The organism is Solimonas variicoloris DSM 15731, assembly GCF_000382285.1.
Lineage (GTDB): Bacteria > Pseudomonadota > Gammaproteobacteria > Nevskiales > Nevskiaceae > Solimonas > Solimonas variicoloris.
The window spans coordinates 1-19,723 of record NZ_KB907928.1; the positions used below are offsets into that span (position 1 = coordinate 1).

Annotated in this window: 15 protein-coding genes and 1 pseudogene; 8 read left to right on the forward strand and 8 right to left on the reverse strand. The window is 68.1% G+C overall.

What is annotated here, in order from left to right; translation table 11 throughout:
- The 8 genes and pseudogenes from H149_RS23590 to H149_RS0106315 form a co-directional block, all read left to right on the forward strand.
- Positions 1-714: pseudogene (locus tag H149_RS23590) on the forward strand (tetratricopeptide repeat protein); the annotation flags it as partial.
- Between the two features lie 438 nt (positions 715-1,152).
- On the forward strand, positions 1,153-4,041 hold the full coding sequence (locus H149_RS0106290) for a TonB-dependent receptor (RefSeq protein ID WP_020648893.1): 2,889 nt from the start codon (positions 1,153-1,155) through the stop codon (positions 4,039-4,041).
- A 117-nt stretch (positions 4,042-4,158) separates the two neighbouring features.
- Entirely contained in the window at positions 4,159-5,070 is a 912-nt protein-coding gene (locus tag H149_RS0106295) for an EamA family transporter (RefSeq protein WP_020648894.1), read from the forward strand.
- A 42-nt stretch (positions 5,071-5,112) separates the two neighbouring features.
- Complete coding sequence (locus H149_RS0106300; protein WP_020648895.1) at positions 5,113-6,663, forward strand: peptide ABC transporter substrate-binding protein; 1,551 nt, start codon at positions 5,113-5,115, stop codon at positions 6,661-6,663.
- Complete coding sequence (locus H149_RS19995; RefSeq protein WP_020648896.1) at positions 6,660-7,583, forward strand: ABC transporter permease subunit; 924 nt, start codon at positions 6,660-6,662, stop codon at positions 7,581-7,583. The genes H149_RS0106300 and H149_RS19995 overlap by 4 nt, the downstream gene beginning before the upstream one ends.
- Complete coding sequence (locus tag H149_RS20000; protein WP_020648897.1) at positions 7,580-8,413, forward strand: ABC transporter permease subunit; 834 nt, start codon at positions 7,580-7,582, stop codon at positions 8,411-8,413. Before H149_RS19995 ends, H149_RS20000 begins: the two co-directional genes overlap by 4 nt.
- Positions 8,385-9,398, forward strand: a complete 1,014-nt coding sequence (locus H149_RS20005; RefSeq protein WP_020648898.1) for an ABC transporter ATP-binding protein — start codon at positions 8,385-8,387, stop codon at positions 9,396-9,398. The genes H149_RS20000 and H149_RS20005 overlap by 29 nt, the downstream gene beginning before the upstream one ends.
- 142 nt (positions 9,399-9,540) lie before the next feature.
- Positions 9,541-12,180: a DUF1302 domain-containing protein gene (locus tag H149_RS0106315; protein ID WP_169518319.1), complete on the forward strand. Its 2,640-nt coding sequence runs from the start codon at positions 9,541-9,543 to the stop codon at positions 12,178-12,180.
- Positions 12,181-12,190: 10 nt separating this feature from the next.
- Here H149_RS0106315 and H149_RS0106320 read toward each other — a convergent pair whose 3' ends face one another.
- The 8 genes from H149_RS0106320 to H149_RS0106355 form a co-directional block, all read right to left on the reverse strand.
- Positions 12,191-12,595 carry a tRNA-binding protein gene (locus tag H149_RS0106320; protein WP_020648900.1) on the reverse strand — a complete coding sequence of 135 codons (405 nt, stop codon included), beginning with the start codon at positions 12,593-12,595 and terminating at the stop codon, positions 12,191-12,193.
- 60 nt (positions 12,596-12,655) lie between these two features.
- A complete protein-coding gene (gene ilvE / locus H149_RS0106325) occupies positions 12,656-13,726 on the reverse strand; it encodes a branched-chain-amino-acid transaminase (RefSeq protein ID WP_039748345.1) in 1,071 nt (356 codons plus the stop codon).
- A 30-nt stretch (positions 13,727-13,756) separates the two neighbouring features.
- Positions 13,757-15,433 carry a biosynthetic-type acetolactate synthase large subunit gene (gene ilvB, locus H149_RS0106330; RefSeq protein WP_020648902.1) on the reverse strand — a complete coding sequence of 559 codons (1,677 nt, stop codon included), beginning with the start codon at positions 15,431-15,433 and terminating at the stop codon, positions 13,757-13,759.
- A 249-nt stretch (positions 15,434-15,682) separates the two neighbouring features.
- Positions 15,683-16,072, reverse strand: coding sequence for a lactoylglutathione lyase (gloA, locus tag H149_RS0106335; RefSeq protein ID WP_020648903.1), 390 nt, complete (start codon positions 16,070-16,072; stop codon positions 15,683-15,685).
- 83 nt (positions 16,073-16,155) lie between these two features.
- Positions 16,156-16,938, reverse strand: a complete 783-nt coding sequence (locus H149_RS0106340; protein WP_020648904.1) for a DUF2884 family protein — start codon at positions 16,936-16,938, stop codon at positions 16,156-16,158.
- 153 nt (positions 16,939-17,091) lie between these two features.
- Positions 17,092-18,141: a saccharopine dehydrogenase family protein gene (locus H149_RS0106345; RefSeq protein ID WP_020648905.1), complete on the reverse strand. Its 1,050-nt coding sequence runs from the start codon at positions 18,139-18,141 to the stop codon at positions 17,092-17,094.
- Positions 18,142-18,169: 28 nt separating this feature from the next.
- Complete coding sequence (locus H149_RS0106350; protein WP_020648906.1) at positions 18,170-18,931, reverse strand: SDR family oxidoreductase; 762 nt, start codon at positions 18,929-18,931, stop codon at positions 18,170-18,172.
- A gap of 96 nt (positions 18,932-19,027) precedes the next feature.
- Positions 19,028-19,717, reverse strand: coding sequence for a histidine phosphatase family protein (locus H149_RS0106355; RefSeq protein WP_020648907.1), 690 nt, complete (start codon positions 19,715-19,717; stop codon positions 19,028-19,030).
- Between the last annotated feature and the right edge of the window lie 6 nt (positions 19,718-19,723).

Here is a 19,723-nt window from a genome sequence, read left to right on the forward strand (position 1 = left end):
CAGCAGGAACTCGCCGCCGTGATCGCCCGGCGCGAACAGAGCGGGCAGAAGCCGGGCGAGATCCAGCTGCAGCTGCTCGCCTCCAGCGCCGCCAAGCAGAACGACATGGCGACCTACGGCGCGACGCTGGAAAAGCTCGTCGCGCTGTACCCGCAGCCGAAGTACTGGAGCGAACTGATCGCGCGCACCGCCAGCAAGCCCGGCTTCGCCGCGCGCCTGCGGCTCGACGTCTACCGCCTGAAGCTGGCGGCCGGCGTGCTCGACTCGGGCGACGAAGCGCTCGACGCCACGCAACTGGCGATCGACGCCGGCCTGCCGGCCGAAGCCGAACACTACCTGCAGCTGGCGCAGGCCAAGGGCGCCAGCGGCAGCGCCGCGCTCAAGGCCACGGTCGCCAAGAAGCTCGCCGAAGACAAGGCTTCCCTCGCCGAAGGCGAGAAAGCCGCCGCCCAACAGGCCAGCGGCGACGCGCTGGTCGCCACCGGCCTGAACTACATCGGCTACGGGCAGTACGACAAAGGCATCGCCCTGATCCAGCAGGGCATCGCCAAGGGCGGCCTGAAGAAGGCGGACGACGCCCGGCTGCACCTGGGCTACGCGCAGGTGCTGGCCGGCCAGAGCGCCGCGGCGCAGGCCACGCTCAAGAGCGTCGCCGGCAGCGACGGCAGCGCCGATCTCGCCCGGCTGTGGACGATGCTGAAGACGGCCCGCTGACGAAGGCCTGCGGAAAGGACCGCGACACCGGCCGGCACGTCCGGCCCTCTCGCCGCCAATGAGGCCGCCGCAAGGCGGCCTTTTTCATTTTGCCGGAGAGATTCCGGATTCCTCGCCGATCAGATCCGCGCGCAAGAAAGCCATCCATGAGCGTCGGCTGCTGGGCGCGCCGTTGGCGTGCGGTGAACGCGCCTGGGCGCAGACAACCAGAGCGATGCAGTTGCCGAGCCGCATCGGCAGCGGTGCGAACGACGCGTGAGGGGGTGCCGGGAAAAACACCCAATTGCGTCACACATTCTTGACGTGATTCAGGACCCGGGACTAGGCTGAAAACGTTGCTATCAGTGCTCGGTTTCGCAAGCACGGGTGATCTTGCGAAACATCAGATCGTCGAGCCAAGAACTTGTTGCTAACGCCATTCACTTGGGAGTGAATAGAATGAATAAGACGTCGACGCGAACGCGTTCGGAGCGGTTCTTCGCGCTGAGCGCCATCGCTGCCACCGTTGCGAGCAGCTTTTCGATGATCGCGCATGCGCAGAGCACGGCTACGCCTCCGCCGGCTCAGACGGATGAAATCGAGACCATCGTGGTCACCGGTTCGAACATCCGTCGTACCGACAAGGAAACCGCCTCGCCGGTCGAAGTCCTCTCGCGTGATGCGATCGAGGCAACCGGCAAGCAGAACATCGGCGAGATCCTGCAGACGCTGACCGCCAACAACCAGGGCTCGATTCCGGGCTCGTTCACGTCGGGCTTCGCCGGCGGTTCGGCGGCGGTCTCGCTGCGTGGCCTCGGCGTCAACTCGACGCTGGTTCTGATCGACGGTCGCCGCGTTGCTCCTTACGGCCTCGCTGACGACGGTCAGCGCAGCTTCGTCGACCTCAACACCATCCCGCTCGAAGCCGTCGAACGCGTCGAAGTGCTGAAGGACGGCGCTTCGGCCATTTACGGTTCGGACGCCATCGCCGGCGTCGTCAACATCATCCTGCGCAAGGATTACGAAGGCGCCTCGATCGGCGGCAATCTCGGCACGTCCTACAAGGACGACGGCGACGTCAAGCGTCTCTACGGCAGCTACGGCATTGGCAATGCGGCGACGGATGGCTACAACGCCTTCATCACCGCCGAGGCTTCGCGCCAGGACCGCATCGCGAACACGGATCGCGACGGCTATCTCGCGACGAACAATCTGCTCGACTACGGCTGGTACGACAATCGTCGTGGTGGTAGCCCTTACGGCTGGGCTGGCGCAACGGGTAGTCTTGTAAACCCGTACGGTGCCGCGCGGCTTGTCGGTGCAACGTCGACGCAGCGCCGCAACGTCACGGCGTGCCCGGAAACCAGTCCGGCTTCCGGCGACGGAGAAGGGTTGGAGCCCGTCTGTCTCTGGGATCCGATCGCCTATTCCAGCATTCAGCCGAAGGTCGATCGTGCCAATATCCTGAGCGGCGGCACGCTGCGTATCACGGACTCGATTCGTGCCACGGCTTCGCTCGGTTATTTCTACTCACAAACGGAAGGTATGACCACGCCTTCGAGCGTGACGCGCGGCGGCACGTACAACGCGAACTCGGGTTCGTACTTCAATCCGTCGGTGTCGATGCGTCTGCCGGCGGGCCATCCGGACAATCCGTTCGGCAACGAAGGGCCGGTACTGCTGAGCTATTCGACGAATGATTTCGGCGGTCGCCGCGAGGAAGTGACCAATGATGCCTATCGTGCCGTGCTCGGTCTTGACGGTGCGTTCTTCGACACCTCGTGGACGTGGAACACGGGCTTCACCTACAGCCGTGTCGAAACCAAGCGCGAGCTCAACGGCTATATCCTCGGCTCGGTGATGCAAGACGCGCTGAACCGTCCGCTGAATCCGTTCCGCATCAACAATCCGTCGCTGAACTCGCAATCGGACTACGACGCGATCTCGCCGACGCTGAACGTCACGGCAAAGAACACGCTGATGGCGTTCGACGGCAGCGTCAACGGCTCGCTGTTCTCGTTGCCGGGTGGCGACGTCATGATGGCAGTCGGCGGCGAATGGCGTAAGGAGAAGTACGACGCGCCGGCTGTCCCGGGTACCGAGACGGGTGACGTCAACGGACTCGGCTACTCGGCGTTTGCGGACGACCGCAAGATCTATGCCGCTTACACCGAAATCGTGGTCCCGGTCGTCAAGATGCTCGAGCTCGACGCGGCGGTCCGTTACGACCACTACGATGAGTACGGCAGCTCGACGAATCCGAAGTTCGGCTTCAAGTTCAAGCCGATCGATCAGGTCGCGCTGCGCGGTACATACGCGGAAGGCTTCCGCGCACCGGGCCCCGCTGAGGGTGGTGATGCAGCGACCTTTGGATACACCGGTATCGCGCTGATCACTGCCGGCAATCCGGATATCAAGCCGGAAACCTCGAAGAGCTATACGCTGGGTCTCGTCGTCGAGCCGATCAAGAACATGAGCGCCACGATCGACTACTACCTGATCAAGCGCGAGAATGAAATCGTCGGGGCTGACCAGGGGTCGGTGCAAGCAGGCGTTCCGCTGCAGGGCGAACCGGGTACCAGTGTGCCGGGTGCACTTCCCAATTCGCTCGTCGTTTACGGCCCCGAGGAATCTGCCGACCCGAACACTGGCCTCGCGAAAGTGACGGCTGTCTATGCGCCGTACATCAACGCCAACAAGACGAAGACTGACGGTCTGGAAGCCAATATCCAGCAGAGCCTGCGTCTGGCCGACATCGGCAAGATCAAGCTCAACGCCGGCTGGACGCATGTGTTCAACTTCGAGCGCGACTTTGGCGGCGGCGATGTGCGTGAGTATGCGGGCACGCACGGTCCGTACGCGCTGAGCTCGGCGAGCGGTACGCCGTCGGATCGGGGCACATTCTCGGTTTCGTTCGAGCGCGCCAACTGGACGGTTACGGCACAGGTAAACTACGTCAGCGGCATGGATCTGATCGATTTCAAGGGGCAGTCACTTAATCAGGAAACGGACGAAAACGGTAATCCGATTCCGGTTTGGTACAACGACTCGACGGGCAACGAGTATTCCCTGCCGAACGGTCCGTCGAAGTTGGCCTGCGATGCCTACACGCCCGACGGCAAGCAGTTCAGCGGTGACTGCCGTCTGCCTTCGTTTACGACCTGGGATCTGTTCGGCAAGATGGATGTGACCAACCACTGGACGATCACCGGCTCGATCCAGAACCTGTTCAACAAGGAAGCGCCGTTCGATCCGTACACCTACGGCGGCACGAACTACAACCCGGCCTTCCACCAGGCCGGTGCGGTCGGTCGCTTCTTCACGGCGGGTCTGAAGTACACGTTCTAAACCGCGGCACGCGGTTGACGTGAATGGCCTGGCCCCGAAAGGGGCCAGGCTTTTTTGTTGGATAATGTTTTCGGCCAGCGCCTTCGCCCCAAAGGATCGCGGTAAAACGCACAACGCATGAACGAACGAAAGACCGTCGCGACGTACGATGGACGCATTCTCCTGGCCTTCGCCATCGTCTACATCGTCTGGGGCTCGACCTATCTCGCGATCCGTGTCGGCGTGCATGAAGCGCCGCCGATCCTGTTCGCCGGCCTGCGCTTCCTGATCGCGGCGCCGCTGATGCTGGCGTACGCGGCCTGGAGCGGGATGCGCTGGCCGACCTCGCGGCGCGATTGGTGGGTGATCTCGGTGACGTCGCTGATGATGCTGGTCGGGGCGAACGGCATGGTCACCTGGGCCGAGCAGTGGGTGCAGTCGAATCAGGCGGCCTTGATCGTGGCGACCTCGGCGCTGTGGATGGCGGGCTTCGGCACGCTCGGCGCGAGCGGCGAGCCGCTCGGGCGTGCGACGCTGGCCGGACTGGTCGTCGGCTTTCTCGGTGTCGCGGTGCTGGTCGGTGACGGTTTGCGGCTCGAGGCGGCGCCGTGGCCGGCCTATCTGATGCTGATCCTGTCGCCAATCCTCTGGGCCGGCGGCTCGATCTTCGCGCGGCGTTATCCGCTCACTTGCGCGCCGCTGATGACGGCGGCGCTGCAGATCCTGATCGCCGGCGTGGTGCAGACCGGGCTTGGTCTCGCGCTCGGCGAGGCCGCAGCATGGCGTTGGACGCCGAACGTCATCGGCGCCGTGCTGTATCTCGCGGTGTTCGGCTCCTGTGTCGCGTTCGGCGCGTATTACTGGCTCGTGCATCAGGTGACGCCGGCGCAACTCGGCACCTACGCCTACGTGAATCCGGCGGTCGCGGTCGTGCTCGGCTGGCTGCTGCTCGGCGAACGGCTGAGCACGATGCAGCTCGGCGGCACGCTGATCATCCTGTTGTCGGTCGTCGCCGTGACGCTGGCGTCGCGGCGACCGCGCAAGGCCTGATCGATGCGGCGCCGCACGCCTCGGAGGCTCGCGGCTGCGCTGATGCTGGCCATGCTAGCCCTGCCGGTGCAGGCGGAGCAGGTGCTGCGCATCGGCAACGGTCCGGAACCGGAATCGCTGGACCCGCAGCGCATGTCCAGTGTCAGCGCGCTGAATATCGCGCGCGATCTGTATGAGGGTCTGACGCGCATCGGCCCGGATGGCCGGGCGCTGCCGGCGGCGGCGCAGGGCTGGCAAGTCGGTGACGGAGGGCGGCGCTACACCTTCCAGCTGCGCCCGGGCCTGCGCTGGTCGAACGGCGAGCCGCTGACGGCGGAGGACTTCGCCGCCGGCCTGCGCCGTCTGGTCGATCCGCGCACCGGCGCGCCGTTCGCGCAGCTGCTGTCGTGCATCGTCAACGCGCAGGCGATCAGCGAGGGCCGCGCGCGTCCCGAACAGCTCGCGGTCTGGGCGCTGGGGCCTTCGCAGGTGCAGATCCTGTTGCGCGCGCCGACGCCTTACCTGCCGAGCTTGCTCGCGCATCCGGCGAGCTTTCCCACCTACCGGCCGGCGCTCGCGCGCTATGGACGCGAGTTCGCGCGGCCGGGCCGGCTGGTCGGCAATGGCGCGTTCCGCCTCGATCAGTGGGTCGTGCAGGGGCAGATCGAGCTGGTCCGCAATCCGCACTACTGGGACGACGACCGCACCGCGCTCGATCGCATCCGTTATGTGCCGAGCGACGATGTCGCAGCCGAGCTCAAGCGCTATCGCGCCGGCGAGCTCGACGTGACCTCCGAGATTCCGCTCGTGCAGGCGCCGCAGCTGCGCGCGCGGCTCGGTGACGAGCTGCATGTCGCGACCTATCTCGGCAGCTATTTCTACGGCTTCAACATGGAGCGTGCGCCGCTGGCGGCGCAGCCCGGGCTGCGCCGCGCGCTGGCGATGGTCATCGACCGCGAATTGATCGTCGCCAAGGTCATGAATGGCTTGGCGCGGCCCGCCTATGGCTGGGTGCCGCCCGGCGTTTCGGGTTACGCGCCGCAGTCAGTCGACTGGGCAGCCTGGCCGATGGCGCGCCGCCTCGCGGAGGCGCGCCGCCTCTATGCCGCCGCCGGCTATACGCCGGCGCATCCGTTGCGTGTCGAGCTGCGCTACAACACGCACGATGATCACAAGCGCATCGCGACGGTCGTCGCCGCCATGTGGAAGCAGACGCTCGGTGTCGAAGCGACGCTGATCCACGAGGAGAACAAGGTCTTTCTCGCCAAGCGGCGCCTGCGGCGCGAAACGCAGATCTTCCGTGCCGCCTGGATCGGCGACTACGACGATACGAGCAGCTTCCTCGACGTGCTGGCGAGCGACAACGGCCGCAACGATACCGGCTGGCGCGATCCGCAGTACGACGCGCTGCTGGCGGCCGCGGCCACGGAGGCTGATCCGGCGCGGCGTGCCGGCCTGCTCGCCGAGGCCGAGCGCCGGGCGCTCGACGCACTGCCGGTGATCCCGATCTACTGGTACGTGTCCAAGCATCTGGTGAAGCCGTATGTGCGCGGCTGGCGCGATAATCTGCTCGACTACCACTACGGCAAGGACCTGAGCCTCGCGCCCGGATGATCGCGTTCGCGCTACGACGCCTGCTGTCGGCGGTGCCGACGCTTTTCGTGCTGGTCACGCTGGCGTTCTTCCTGATGCGCGCCGCACCGGGCGGTCCGTTCGACGGCGAGCGCACGCTGCCGCCGCAGATCGAGGCAGCGCTGGCCGCCGAATACCACCTCGACGAGTCGCTGTGGCGCCAGTATCTGCGCTATCTCGGCGGTCTGGCGCGCGGCGATCTCGGCCCTTCGTTCCAGTACGAAGGCTATCGCGTCGGCGAGCTGATCGCGGCCGCACTGCCGGTCTCGCTGAGCCTCGGCGCCGGCGCCCTGCTGCTCGCGCTCGCCCTCGGCGGCGCGATCGGCATCGTCTGCGCGCAACGGCCGGACGGCGCTGTCGATCGCGTGCTTGGTGCAGTCGTGCTGCTGGGCGTGTCGGTGCCGAACTATGTCGTCGCCCCGCTGCTGGTGCTGCTGTTCGCGATCGGGCTCGGCTGGCTGCCGGCCGGCGGCTGGCGGCCGGGCACGCTCGCCGACGCGCTGCTGCCGACGATCGCGCTGGCCTTGCCGCAGATCGCCTACGTGGCGCGCCTGCTGCGTGCCGGCCTGCTCGATGCGCTGGCCGCGCCGTACGTGCGCACCGCGCGCGCCAAGGGTCTGCCGGAACGCACGATCCTGTTCCGCCACGCGCTGCGTCCGGCGCTGCTGCCGGTGATCTCGCATCTCGGCCCGGCGGCGGCAGGCCTCATCACCGGCTCGGTCGTCGTCGAGCAGGTCTTCAACATCCCCGGCCTCGGACGCTACTTCGTGCAGGCGGCGCTCAACCGCGATTACACGCTCGTGCTCGGCGTGGTGCTGCTCTACGGCACGCTGATCGTGATGCTGAACTTCGTCGTCGATCTGCTCTACGGCGCGCTCGATCCGCGCCTGCGTCCGGCATGAACGGCGTGCGCATCCTGCTCGCGGATCGGCGGCTGCTCGCGGCGGTGCTGGCGCTGGCCGCGGTGCTGGCGCTGGTGCTGGTTGGCCCGTGGTTCAGTCCGTACGCCTGCGACGAGATCGACTTTGCCGGCGATTGGTCGGCGCCGCCGTCGGCCAGCGGCGCGCACTGGTTCGGCACCGACAGCCTCGGCCGCGACCTGTTTGTGCGCACGCTCTGCGGCGGACGGCTGTCGCTGCTCGTCGGTCTGGTCTCGACGCTGGTGTCGCTGGCGATCGGCGTCGCCTGGGGCGCGCTCGCCGGCTATCGCGGCGGCCGTCTCGACCAGACGATGATGCGCGCCGTCGATGTGCTCTACGCGCTGCCGTTCATGTTTTTCGTGATCGTGCTGATGGTGCTGTTCGGCCGCCATCTGCTGCTGATCTTCATCGCCATCGGCGCCGTCAACTGGCTCGACATGGCGCGCGTCGCGCGTGGCCAGACGCTGGCGCTGCGCCGGCGCGAGTTCGTCGCCGCGGCGCGGCTGTCGGGGCTCGATGACTTGCAGATCGTGCGCCGCCACATCGTGCCGAATCTTGCCGGCCTGGTCGTCATCTATGCGGCGCTGACGCTGCCGCAGGTGATCCTGATCGAATCGTTCCTGAGCTTCCTCGGGCTCGGCGTGCAGGAACCGGCGACCAGCTGGGGCGCGCTCGTCAACGACGGCGCGCGCGAGATGGAAAGCGCGCCGTGGTCGCTGCTGTTCCCGGCCGGGTTCCTGACGACGACCTTGCTGCTGCTCAACGTCATCGCCGAGCGCCTGCGTGCGGCGCTCGAGCGGCCCGGATGCTGAGGCGCTGACGATGCTCGAAGTGCGCGAACTGAGTGTCGCCGACCGGCACGGGGGCCCGATCGTCGAGGCGCTGTCGTTCTCGCTGCCGCCGGCCGGCAGCCTCGCGATCGTCGGTGAATCCGGCTCCGGCAAGACGCAGGCCGCGCTGTCGCTGCTCGGCTTGCAGGACCCGGCCCTGCGCGTCGGCGGCAGCGTGCGCTTCGACGGCGTCGAACTGCTCGGCGCGCCGGCCTCGCGCCTGCGCGCGCTGCGCGGCGCGCGCATCGGCTTCGTTTTCCAGGATCCTTCGACCAGCCTGAATCCGTACCTCAGCGTCGGTCTGCAGATCGCCGAAACGATCGAAGTGCATCGCGGCCTGACCCGCGAGGGAGCGCTTGCCGAAGCGCGACGCCTGCTCGAAGCCGTACGCATCGGCGATGCGGCGCGACGCCTCGCGCAATATCCGCACGAGCTGTCCGGCGGCATGCGCCAGCGCGTGATGATCGCGATCGCGCTGGCCGGCCGGCCGCAGCTGCTGATCGCCGACGAGCCGACCACGGCGCTCGATGTCACCGTGCAGCAGCAGCTGATCGGCTTGCTCGCCGAACTGCGCCGCACGTTCTCGCTGGCGCTGCTGCTGATCACGCACGATCTCGGTCTGGTCGCCGAGCTTTGCGAGCGCACCCTGGTGCTCTATGCCGGGCAGATGATGGAAGAGGGCCGGACCTCCGCCTTGCCGTCTGCGGCCACGCATCCGTATACGCGCGCCCTGCTGCGCGCGCGGCCGCATCTCGATGACGATCCGGACTCGCCGCTGCGCACGATTCCCGGCGCGTTGCCGGCACGCGGCGAGAGCCGGCGCAGCTGCGTGTTCGCGCCGCGCTGCGCGCACGCGCAGGCGCCGTGCCGGACCACGCCGCCGGCGCTGACGCCGGCACGCGATGGCCGCCGGCGCTGCCATCTCGGCATCGCGGAAATCGGCGTTTCCGAGGCGCGCGGTCAGTAATCCGGAAATCCCTTGCGCACGCAAGGTTTTCGCCGATAATCGCAGCAACGGCAGCCACTTCAAGCGGAACACCGCGCGGCGCCGAAACGGTCGACTCGAATCGACCGGCACTGCCCAAGTGCGAAAAATGGGGGGAGAAGCCATGCGACAGCGTTACGCGTTTGCGTCCGCGGTGATGGCCGCGGTCGTGGTGTTGCGGGCGGGCACGGCGGAGGCGATCAGCTTTAGCCTGCCCTGGGACGAGGCGACGCAGATCGAAGGCGTGCTGAACACGACGGTGACAGCCGGCGTGGCGGTGCGCATGCAGGAGCGCTCGGAGAAGCTGGTCGGCAAGGCCAACAACGATCCGGGCATCTGCGGCCGCATCGAGAGCAACGGCCAGCCGCGCATCCACTATCAGTCGTGCCAGGGATTGTTCCGGCAGCAGACTTTCCCGGCCGAGCGGCTGGTCGCGGCGCGCGGCCAGTACTCGATCAACTCCGACGACGGCAACCTCAACTACGATCGCTACGACGTCGTGCAGGCGCCGTTCAAGATCACCCAGGATCTGACCCTCACGCTCGGCGACTGGGGGCTGTTCGCGAAGGGACTGTACTTCTACGACGCAGTCAACAACGACTTTCGCGAGTACCATCCGAATCGCATCACGTCCGACAACTATCTGGATGTCGGCTTCGTCTCCAAGCCGGGCAGCGAACTGCTGCCGATTGCGCTGCCGCTGCCGGTCGCGACGCTGATCGTGCGCAACGATTCGCGGCCGTGTCCGGCGTATCGCAATCCGAGCGGCGGGCCCTGCGGCATCGTCTACGGCCCCGGCGGCGTCGTGCGCAACCAGCGCCGCGACGGCGAGACGCTGCGCCAGATCGGCAGTGATCTGCAGCTGCTCGACGCCTACGTCTACGGCAGCCTGCCGCTGCCGTTCGATCGGGAGCTGACCGTCAAGCTCGGCCGCCAGACGCTGAACTGGGGCGAGTCGACGCTGCTGGTGTTCGACTCGATCAATTCCATCAATCCGGTCAATACCAACAACTTCTTTCGCGTCGGCTATCAGGTCGAGGAAGTGTTCACGCCGGTCGGCATGCTGTTCGCGTCGCTGGAGCCGTTCGAAAACGCGACGCTCGAAGCCTTCTATCAGTACGAGTGGCAGCCGCTCGAGGCGCCGGCACCCGGATCGTACCTGTCGTTCCTCGACGTCGGCACCCGCAACGCGATCCGCAATGCCAGCGTCAGCTTCGGCGGCGCCGCCGAGGATCCGCAGGGCCTGGGCATGCTGCTCGACAATCCGCTGTCCGGCATCACCAATACCACGACGACGATCGAGCGGCTCAGCGACCGGCGGCCCGACAACGGTGGCCAGTACGGCATCGCGCTCAAGTACTTCGCCGAGTGGCTCGGCAGCGGCACCGAACTGGGCTTCTATTTCGAGAACTACCACGCGCGCAATCCGTACGTGAGCTTCTATGCCGTCGAGGAGTCGTGCTCCAAGCACACCACCAGCACGCTGGAATTTCTCGCCGCCTGTTCGAATGTGCCGCTGCTGCACGCGCTGCTCCGGCCGAACGATCCGGAAGGCGCGAGCAGCGACGCGGTCGGCTTCGACAGCGCCAAGCTGCAGGTCGAGTATCCGGAGAACATCAGGATGTTCGGCCTGTCGTTCAACACCACGCTCGGCGACTGGTCGCTGCAGGGCGAGCTCGCGTACCGGCCGGACGCGCCGATGCAGGTCGATCTGGAGGATCTGGCGTTCGCCGCGTTCGGCCCGACGCTGAGCAACTGCCATCTGCCGAACGCCGGCTGTGTCGGCACCGGCAACGGTCTCGGTCTGGTCACCGGCGCCCTGCCGCCGGCGCTGCAGCAGGCGGTTGGCGACCTCGTCAGCCTGCTCGGCCTCGACAGCATCGACGCGCTCGGCGGCATCGGCATCTACGAGGATCCCAGTGTGTGCTCGCTGGTCCTGAGCGCGGATACCTGCCTCTATCGCGGCAGCGATTTCGTGCGCGCCGACGGCCGCGCCGGCGGCTTCAACGACACCTACGATCTGCTCGTCGGCCACATGCCCGGTTCGGGGCGCGCGTTTCCGGCGTTCATCACGCCGTACCGCGGCACGACCGTCGGCACCAATCCGGGTTCGGACCCGGGCCGGCCGTACAAGCGCAGCAACCCGGGCTACATCCGCGGCTGGGAGAAGTTCGACACCTACGAATTCAATCTCGGCGGCACCTACGTGATGGGCGCGACCGACCGCTTCAACGTGTTCGGCGCCGATCAGGTCATCACGCTGCTCGAAGCCGGCGCGACCTGGGTGCCGGGCCTGCCGAGCCTCGATCGCCTGCAGCTCGAAGCGCCGGGCACGTACACGCATGCGAGCGCCGGCGCCGACGGCTCGGGCGCGGACGGCTCGCGCCAGGCCTGCTCGACGAACGTCGCCTGCAGCGTCGGTCCCGACGGCCTGCGCTTCAATCCGCACCAGCAGAATCGCCGCTACTTCCCGGACAAGCTGTCCTGGGGCTACGTGCTGATCTCGCAAATCAAGTACGAATCGGTGCTGCCGAACATCTCGCTGATGCCGATGATCGTCTGGAAGCACGACGTGCAGGGCACCGCGCCGGGCCTGGCCGCGAACTTCATCGAAGGCCGCAAGCAGGCCGACGTCAGCGTCGAGGCGCGCTACCAGGCGAGCCTGTCGCTGAATCTCGGCTACACCTGGTTCTTCGGTGGCGGCGAGGCCAATCTCTATCGCGACCGCGACGTCGCGCGCGTGTTCCTGAAATACCAGTTCTGAGGCAGCCGGCTCAGGCGATCGGTGCGCCGTCCGGCGGCGCGCCGTCGTCAGCGTCCGGGCTCAGCAGATGCACGCGCCCGTCCGGCGCCAGCGCGCCGAGCACGAGGAACTGGCTCTTGAAGCCGGCGATGCGCTTCTCGCCGAGGTTGATCGCGCCGACCACGCGGCGGCCGATCAGCTGTGCCGCCGGGTAGTGTGTCACCTGCGCGCTGGTCTCGAGCACACCGACCACCGGGCCGAAGTCGACGCGCAGCCGGTAGGCCGGCTTGCGCGCCTGCGGGAACGGCTCCGCCGCCAGCACCGTGCCGACGCGCAGATCGACGGCGAGGAAGCCGTCGACGCCGCAGACGTCCTTGCGCGGCAGCTTGTCCGGGGCGTACGGCAAGGCCGCACCGTCGATCACATGCTGGACCATCGTTGCAGAATCCTTAAGGGAAGCGTCACGCGCGCCGGCGGAAGCGCCGTGACGCGCGGCTTACGGGGTTTGCGGCGTCGGCACGGCGACGCGCCATTCGCGCAGCGCGTGCGTCGAGCCTTCCTGGACTTGCTTGAGCGCGTCGTAGACGCGCGCCGGCAGGCCGGTGTCGGTGAAGCGGATCGCACGCTCGCCGTCGCCGATCTCGCTGACCTTGACCAGGCGCGCCGCGGTGCCGACGCCGAACGCGGCGCCGAGCTGGCCGGCCATTTGCGCGGCGGCGAGTTCGTCGAGGCTGATTCTCTGTTCGGACACGCGCAGGCCTTCGGCGCGCAGTAGGCGCAGCACGCTGTCGCGCGTGATGCCGGCCAGAATGGTGCCGTCGAGCGGCGGCGTCAGCACTTCGTCGCCGATCTGCACGAAGACGTTCATCGTGCCGGCTTCGGCGAGTTCGCGTCGCGTGAGCGCGTCGAGCCAGATCACGTCGTCGTAGCCGTTCTCGCGGGCGCGCTGCAGGCCGGCGAGGCCGGCCGCGTAATTGCCGCCGGTCTTGGCCGCGCCGAGGCCGCCGGGCGCGGCGCGCGTCAGCTCGTGTTCGGCCCACAGGCGCAGGTGCTTCGGCGCCGGGTCGGCGCTCGGCGTGACGGCGACCGCGAGGCGGTGGCGCGTCGCCGGCCGGAAGCCCAGCGCTTCCTCTTCCGCATACAGCGTCGGGCGCAGGTACAGCGCGCCGCGGCCGTGCGGCGGCACGTAGCGGGCGTGCACCTGCACCGCGAGCTGGCACAGCGTCATGAACAGATCTTCCGGCGGTTCCGGCATCACCACGCGGCGCGCGCTCTGCTGCAGGCGGCGCGCATGGTCGCGCGGACGGAAGAGATGAATCTGGCCGCGCGGATCGCGATAGGCCTTGAGTCCCTCGAACACGGACAGGCCGTACTGCAGGCCGCCGCTGGCGACCGGCACCGGCAATGCGTTGCGCACGCTGACGGTCGGCGCGTGCCAGTGGCCGTCCTCGCCATGCTGCGCATGCACGAGATAGGGGCCGAGCACGCGGCCGAAGCCGAGTGCTTCCGGTTCCGGCCAGTCGGACGGCAGGGGTGCTTCGTAAAGCCCGGTCGGGGGCGTGTGCATCGTCATCACTCCATCGTTCATTGCAAAAGCTTAACCAAGCGCCTCGATGTTGGCGCTGCCCGGCGTCACCATCGGCAGCACCATTTCCTCGGCCGCGATCGGCGCGCGGATCAGCATCGGGCCCGGCTGCGCGAAGGCTTCGCGCAAGGCCTGTGCCGGATCGCGCACGAAGCCAAGATCCAGCGCCGGCACGCCGAAACCCTCGGCGATCGCGCAGCACGACGGCGGCTGCCGGTACAGCGAGCCGCTGTAGCGCGCGTCGTAGAACAGATTCTGCTGCTGGCGCACGAGGCCCAGCGCGCTGTTGTCCATCACCACGATCTTCACGTTGGCCTGAGTCTCGGCCAGCGTCGCCAGTTCCTGCACCGTCATCAGCAGCGAGCCGTCGCCGGAGAAACAGACCGCGCCGGCGCGCGGAAGTGCCAGCGCCGCGCCGATCGCCGATGGCAGGCCGAAACCCATCGTGCCGAGGCCGCCGGACGTCAGCCAGCGATCGCCGCGCGCGAACGGATAGGCTTGCGCGACCCACATCTGGTGCTGGCCGACGTCGGTGGTGATCGCCGTCGCCGGGTCGATCAGCGCCGCGATCGTGGCGATCAGTCCATACGGGCGGCGCGGATCGTCGCGCCCGGGCTGGGCCAGCGGGAACTCGCGGCGCAGCGTGCCGACGCGCGCCAGCCAGTCGGCGCGCAGCTGCGGGCGCGCAGCGTCGAGCAGCGCGCGCAGCGCGGCGCCGGCGTCGGCCTCGATCGCCAGTTCCGGGCGGCGCAGCTTGCCGAGTTCGCGGCGATCGGCGTCGATATGGATGACCTGCGCGTTCGGGGCGAAGCGGTCGAGGCGGCCGGTGGCGCGGTCATCGAAGCGCGCGCCGATCGCGATCAGCAGATCGCATTCGTCGAGCACGAGATTGGTGTAGCGCGCGCCGTGCATGCCGAGCATGCCGAGCGCCAGCGGATGGTCCGGCGGCAGCGTGCCGAGCGCCATCAGCGTGGTCGTCGTCGGCAGGCCGGCGCGTTCGGCGAAAGCCTGGGCGAGCCCCTGCGCGCGCGCCTGCGTGACGCCGCCGCCGAGGTAGAGGACGGGGCGCTGCGCGCGCTCGATCAGCCGCGCCGCCTGGGCGATCGCGGCGGCGTCCGGGGCCGGCGCGCGCTGCGGTGGCGCGGCGTCCGGAACGCGCTCGATGCGCAGGCGTTCGGTCTGCACGTCCTTGGGCACGTCGAGCAGCACCGGCCCGGGGCGGCCGCTCTCGGCGATGCGGAACGCTTCCGGCAGCAGGTCGAGCAGGTCTTCCGCCGAGCGCGCCTGGAACTGCGCCTTGGTGATCGATTCGACGATGTGGCCGGTGCGCACTTCCTGGAACGCGTCGGTGCCGATCAGCGCGCGCGGCACCTGGCCGGCGATGCAGACCAGCGGCACCGAGTCGGCCTTGGCGTCGGCGATCGCCGTCACCGTATTGGTCACGCCGGGACCGGAGGTCGCCAGGCAGACGCCGGCGCGGCCGGTGACGCGGGCGATGCCCTGGGCCATGAACGCGGCACCCTGTTCGTGGCGCGCGAGGATGTGCGTCAGTCGCGAATCGGCGAGCGCGCGGTACAGCGGCAGCAGCGCGCCGCCGGGAATGCCGGCGACGAGCGCCGCGCTCGGGCCGACCGCGTCGATGCGTCGCTCGAGGAAGCGGGTGATCAGTTCTGCGCCATTGATGTCCATAGTCGGTTCCGGCAAAGGTGGAACCCCTGGGGCGATGGACCGGCGGATGAGACCCTCAAAACAGAAAACCCCCGCCGGTCGCATGCGCCGGCGGGGGTTTTGTTTCGTGCAGCAGCCCCTACGGCGCGTCGTTAACGACGACCGCTACGAGTACGAGGGCAATCTGCTTGAACGGGTTCATTGATGTGCGTGAGCTTGAAGCGCGCGCAGTCTAGCCGCGTGCCTGAAGCTTGCGCAAGCGGCGGGCGTTCACGCCGTGCCTTTCTGGATGAACTCGATCTTGTAGCCGTCCGGATCCTCGACGAAGGCGATGACGGTCCTGCCGTGCTTCATCGGGCCGGCTTCGCGCGTGACCTTGCCGCCGCGCTGCCGGACCCGTTCGCAGGCCTGGGCGGCGTCGTCGACTTCGAGCGCGATGTGGCCGAAGGCGCTGCCGAGTTCGTAGCGATCGACGCCCCAGTTGTAGGTCAGCTCGATGACGGCGCCGTCGGCTTCGTCCTGGTAGCCGACGAAGGCGAGCGTGAACTTGCCGTCCGGGTAGTCGTCGCGGCGCAGCACCTTCATGCCGAGCACGTCGCGGTAGAACTGGATCGAGCGGTCGAGATCGCCGACCCGGAGCATGGTGTGAAGGATGCGCATGGCGGACTCCTGCGGAAAATGCGGCGGCGCGCAAGGTGCCAGCGCGCCGCCGCCGATGCAAGCCGGCCGCTGCCGCGCGGCGCTCAGAATGAGAACGCGAGACCGCGCCGCGCCGGCGGTTTGCGCGTCGATGCGCCCGGGCGGACGTCGATCGCGTCGATGCCGAGCGTGCGCTCCAGCGCGTCGAGCCGTGCGAACTGCGCGCACAGCGGGCGCGCCTTGGCTTCGAGCGCGTCGGCCTTCGGCTGGATGCGGCGCTCGACGATGCGCTCGGTGGCGTCGGCGCGCGCCTCGATCCGGCCCGGATTGACCAGCGCGGTGAACACCATCGCGGCGATGTTGCCCGTCATGTCGGCGGCGAGGTCTTCGGCCAGCGCATCGATCTCGGCGTCGAGGGCTTCGTCGTCGGCGTCGCCGCCGACACTGCCGCGCAGCAGCTCGCGGCCGTTGTAGCGCGCATGAATGTGTTCGCTGAGCGTGGTCATGCGCTTTTCGTACTGGCGCAGGTCGTGACGGTCGCCGCCGAGCGCGGCGAACGACACGGTCACCGCCTCCAGGCCCAGCATCGCGCCGTCGATGGCGATCTCGCTGACCGCCGGCACCACGCGCTGCAGGCCGCGACGATAGTCGTCGGCGGCGCGGTGCTGGGCGGCGTCGAGCGTCAGCTCGCGACCATCGCGGAAGAGGCGATCGCCTTCGAGGCGGTAGTGCGCGTCGTCGCCGCGCAGTTCGACGGCGTCGCCGTCGAGACGGATGTCGGCGCGCAGCTCGCAGCGGCAGCCGTCGTCGGCGGCCTGGGCGACGCCCGGCAGTGCGAGGCTGGCGACGAGCAGGGCGAGCGGAGCAAGGGCAAGCGGCTGAGACATGGTCGGAACTCCCGTTTTTGGCGTTTGTGCCGGGAGTGGAGCAAGCCCTTTGCCAGTTATTTACACTTTATTAATCAATATCTTGAAAAATTACTCGAAAAAGGATGTGGCGAATCTGGCGAATCCCATGCGCAAATCCGCCAGATCTTGGCGTCAGCGAATTCCCATCGGCCCCGACCCGGGCAGGCGCGAAACCAGATCGGCGCCGCACAGCTTCGACGGGGTGTAGGCGCCGCCGGCCGGGCGGTTCTGCGTGAGGAAATCGACCACCGCGAGCGCGCCGGTGATCGTCAGCGCATAGCCGTTGGCGACCTTGATGCGCGCCGTCCGCGTCTGGCCGGCGGCGTTGCGTGCCTCGCCCCAGACGTAGGTCGCCAGCGTTTCGCGCTGTTGCGCGTTCGGGCCTTTCACGGTCTTGCCGATGCGGTTTTTCAGGAAGCGCTGCACCGGCGGCAGGCCAAGGAACCAGCGGACGTAATTGGCGCGCCGGGCATTGGCGATCATCGCCGGCGAGCCCGGGATGAAGACTTCGATATTGGGGATGCCGGTGCTGAAATAGGCGGTGCAGACGTCGCCCCAGGGAATCGTCATCGCCAGCTTTTCGCCGTCGCCGAAGTCGATGCGGCGCACGTGATAGGCGAGCGGTACGGCGCGGATGATGCCGTTCTCGCGCACCTTGCCGCCCTGCGCGAGGCCTTCGACCGAGGTCTTGGCGGTGCCCGGCGAGAAGCCGGAGCGCGAGTCGAAGCCGAGCGCCAGATGCGTGGCGTCGGGCAGCGCGGCCTTGAGGGCGGCGGCGACGCAGTCGGTCGGGATCACGTCGAAGCCGACGCCGGGGCAGACCACGACGCCGGCGGCCGCGGCGCGTTCGTGCTGGCGATGCGCATGCTCGAACACGGAAATCTCGCCGGTAATGTCGAGATAGTGCGCCTTGGCCTGCAGGCAGGCTTCGAGCATCGGCGCGCTGGTCGCCGAGAACGGACCGGCGCAGTGCAACACCAGGCCGATGCCGTCGAGGCCGCGCGCCAGTGTGGCCGCGTCGTCGAGGCCGAACACGCGGTGTTCGAGCTGCAGTTCGGCGCCCAGCGCCGCGAGCTGGTCGGCGCGGCGGCCGGCCAGTACCGGCCGGATGCCGCGCTGCACCGCTTCGCGCGCGATCAGCTCGCCGGTGTAGCCGTTGGCCCCGTAGATCATCCATTTCATCGCACTGGCTCCTGACAGACGCGTGGGTTCAGCCCATCTTGGCGACGAGCGACAGCGGCAGATGCCGCATCGCGAAGCCTAACGGCATCCACGGCCAGCGTGGAACACAGGCGCTCTGCGGCTCCCGGTCGATGGCGTCGGCGAGCAGGCGGCAGCCGGTTTCGGTGTCGATCATGAACGGCGTCTTTTTCACCTTCTCGTTGATCTCCGAGCGGATGTAGCCCGGGTAGATCGTGCTGACCCGGATCGGCTTGCCGATCAGGTCGGCGCGAATGCCTTCGGCGAGCGCGGCGACGCCGGCCTTGGTCGCGGCATAGGTCGTCAGATTGCGCGGCATGCCGCGCATGGCGCTCATCGACGAGATCACGACCAGATGGCCGGCGTTCTGCGCGCGGAAGATCTCGAGCGCCGCCTCGCACTGCGCGAGTGCGGCGACGAAGTTGGTTTCGGCGGTCTTGCGGTTGGCGTGGAAGTACCCGGTGCCGAGCGGCTGACCCTTGCCGAGGCCGGCGTTGACGATGATGCGGTCGAGGCGGCCGAGTTCGTCGCGGAAGCTGCGGAACACTTCGAACACCTGGCCGTAGTCCAGCACGTCGAGCGCGCGCACGGCGATGCGCAGCTTCGGGTATTGCACCGCCAGTTCCGCCTTCAGCTCGTCGAGGCGCTCGGTGCGGCGCGCGCACAGCGCGAGATCGTGGCCGCGGGCCGCGAATTCGCGGGCCATGCCGCGGCCGAGGCCGGAGCTGGCGCCGGTGATGAGGATGGTCTGGCGCGTCGGGTGTCTGCTCATGGGGCGTTTCCGGAAGATCGTTGACGCGAGCCGCCGGCGACGGCGGCTGGAGTCAGCGGACGGTTGGGGCGGCTCGGATGGTGGTGTTGCGGCCGGCTAGCGATACGAAATCAGGCGGCTGTCGTGCTCGAAGTGGGCATGCTCGTTGAAGCTCGACAGGTACAGGCCGCGCTCGCTGTAGATCAGCTTGGTGACGGCGGCGTTGGCGAGCGTCCAGTTCAGCTGCGCGGCGTGCAGGTCGGTCAGCGCCAGCCGCTCGCGCACGACGGCCGTGATCGGCCCGCCCGAGGTGAAGACCAGCGCCGTCTTCGAGCGGCCCAGCGTTTCGCGCAGGCGCTGCACGCCGGCCTCGACGCGGCCGCAGAAGCCGCACCAGGTCTCCGCATAGTCGGCGTCGTGCTCGCCGGAAATCCAGCGCTTCATGCCCTCGGCGAAGATGTCCTGGAACGCGCGGCGCGGGTTCGGCGTCGCCGCCAGCTCGGCCATCATCAGGGCCTTGTCGCGAAAGCGCGGGCGGTAGGCCTCGATCATCATCTCGTGGTCGTACTCGTTCCACGCCGGATCTTCCTGCCACTGCGCCGTGCGCTGCATCGCCGTCAGGCAGCCCTGCGCGGTCTGGCGGTGACGGCGCAGCTCGCCGCAAACGACGAGGTCCGGCGTTACGCCGCGCGCCGCGAGCGCGCGGCCGAGCACGCCGGCCTGCTCGGAGCCTAGCGTCGAGAGCTGGTCGTAATCGCCGGCGCCGAACGAAGCCTGGCCGTGGCGGATGAGATAGATCGCACCCATGTGTGG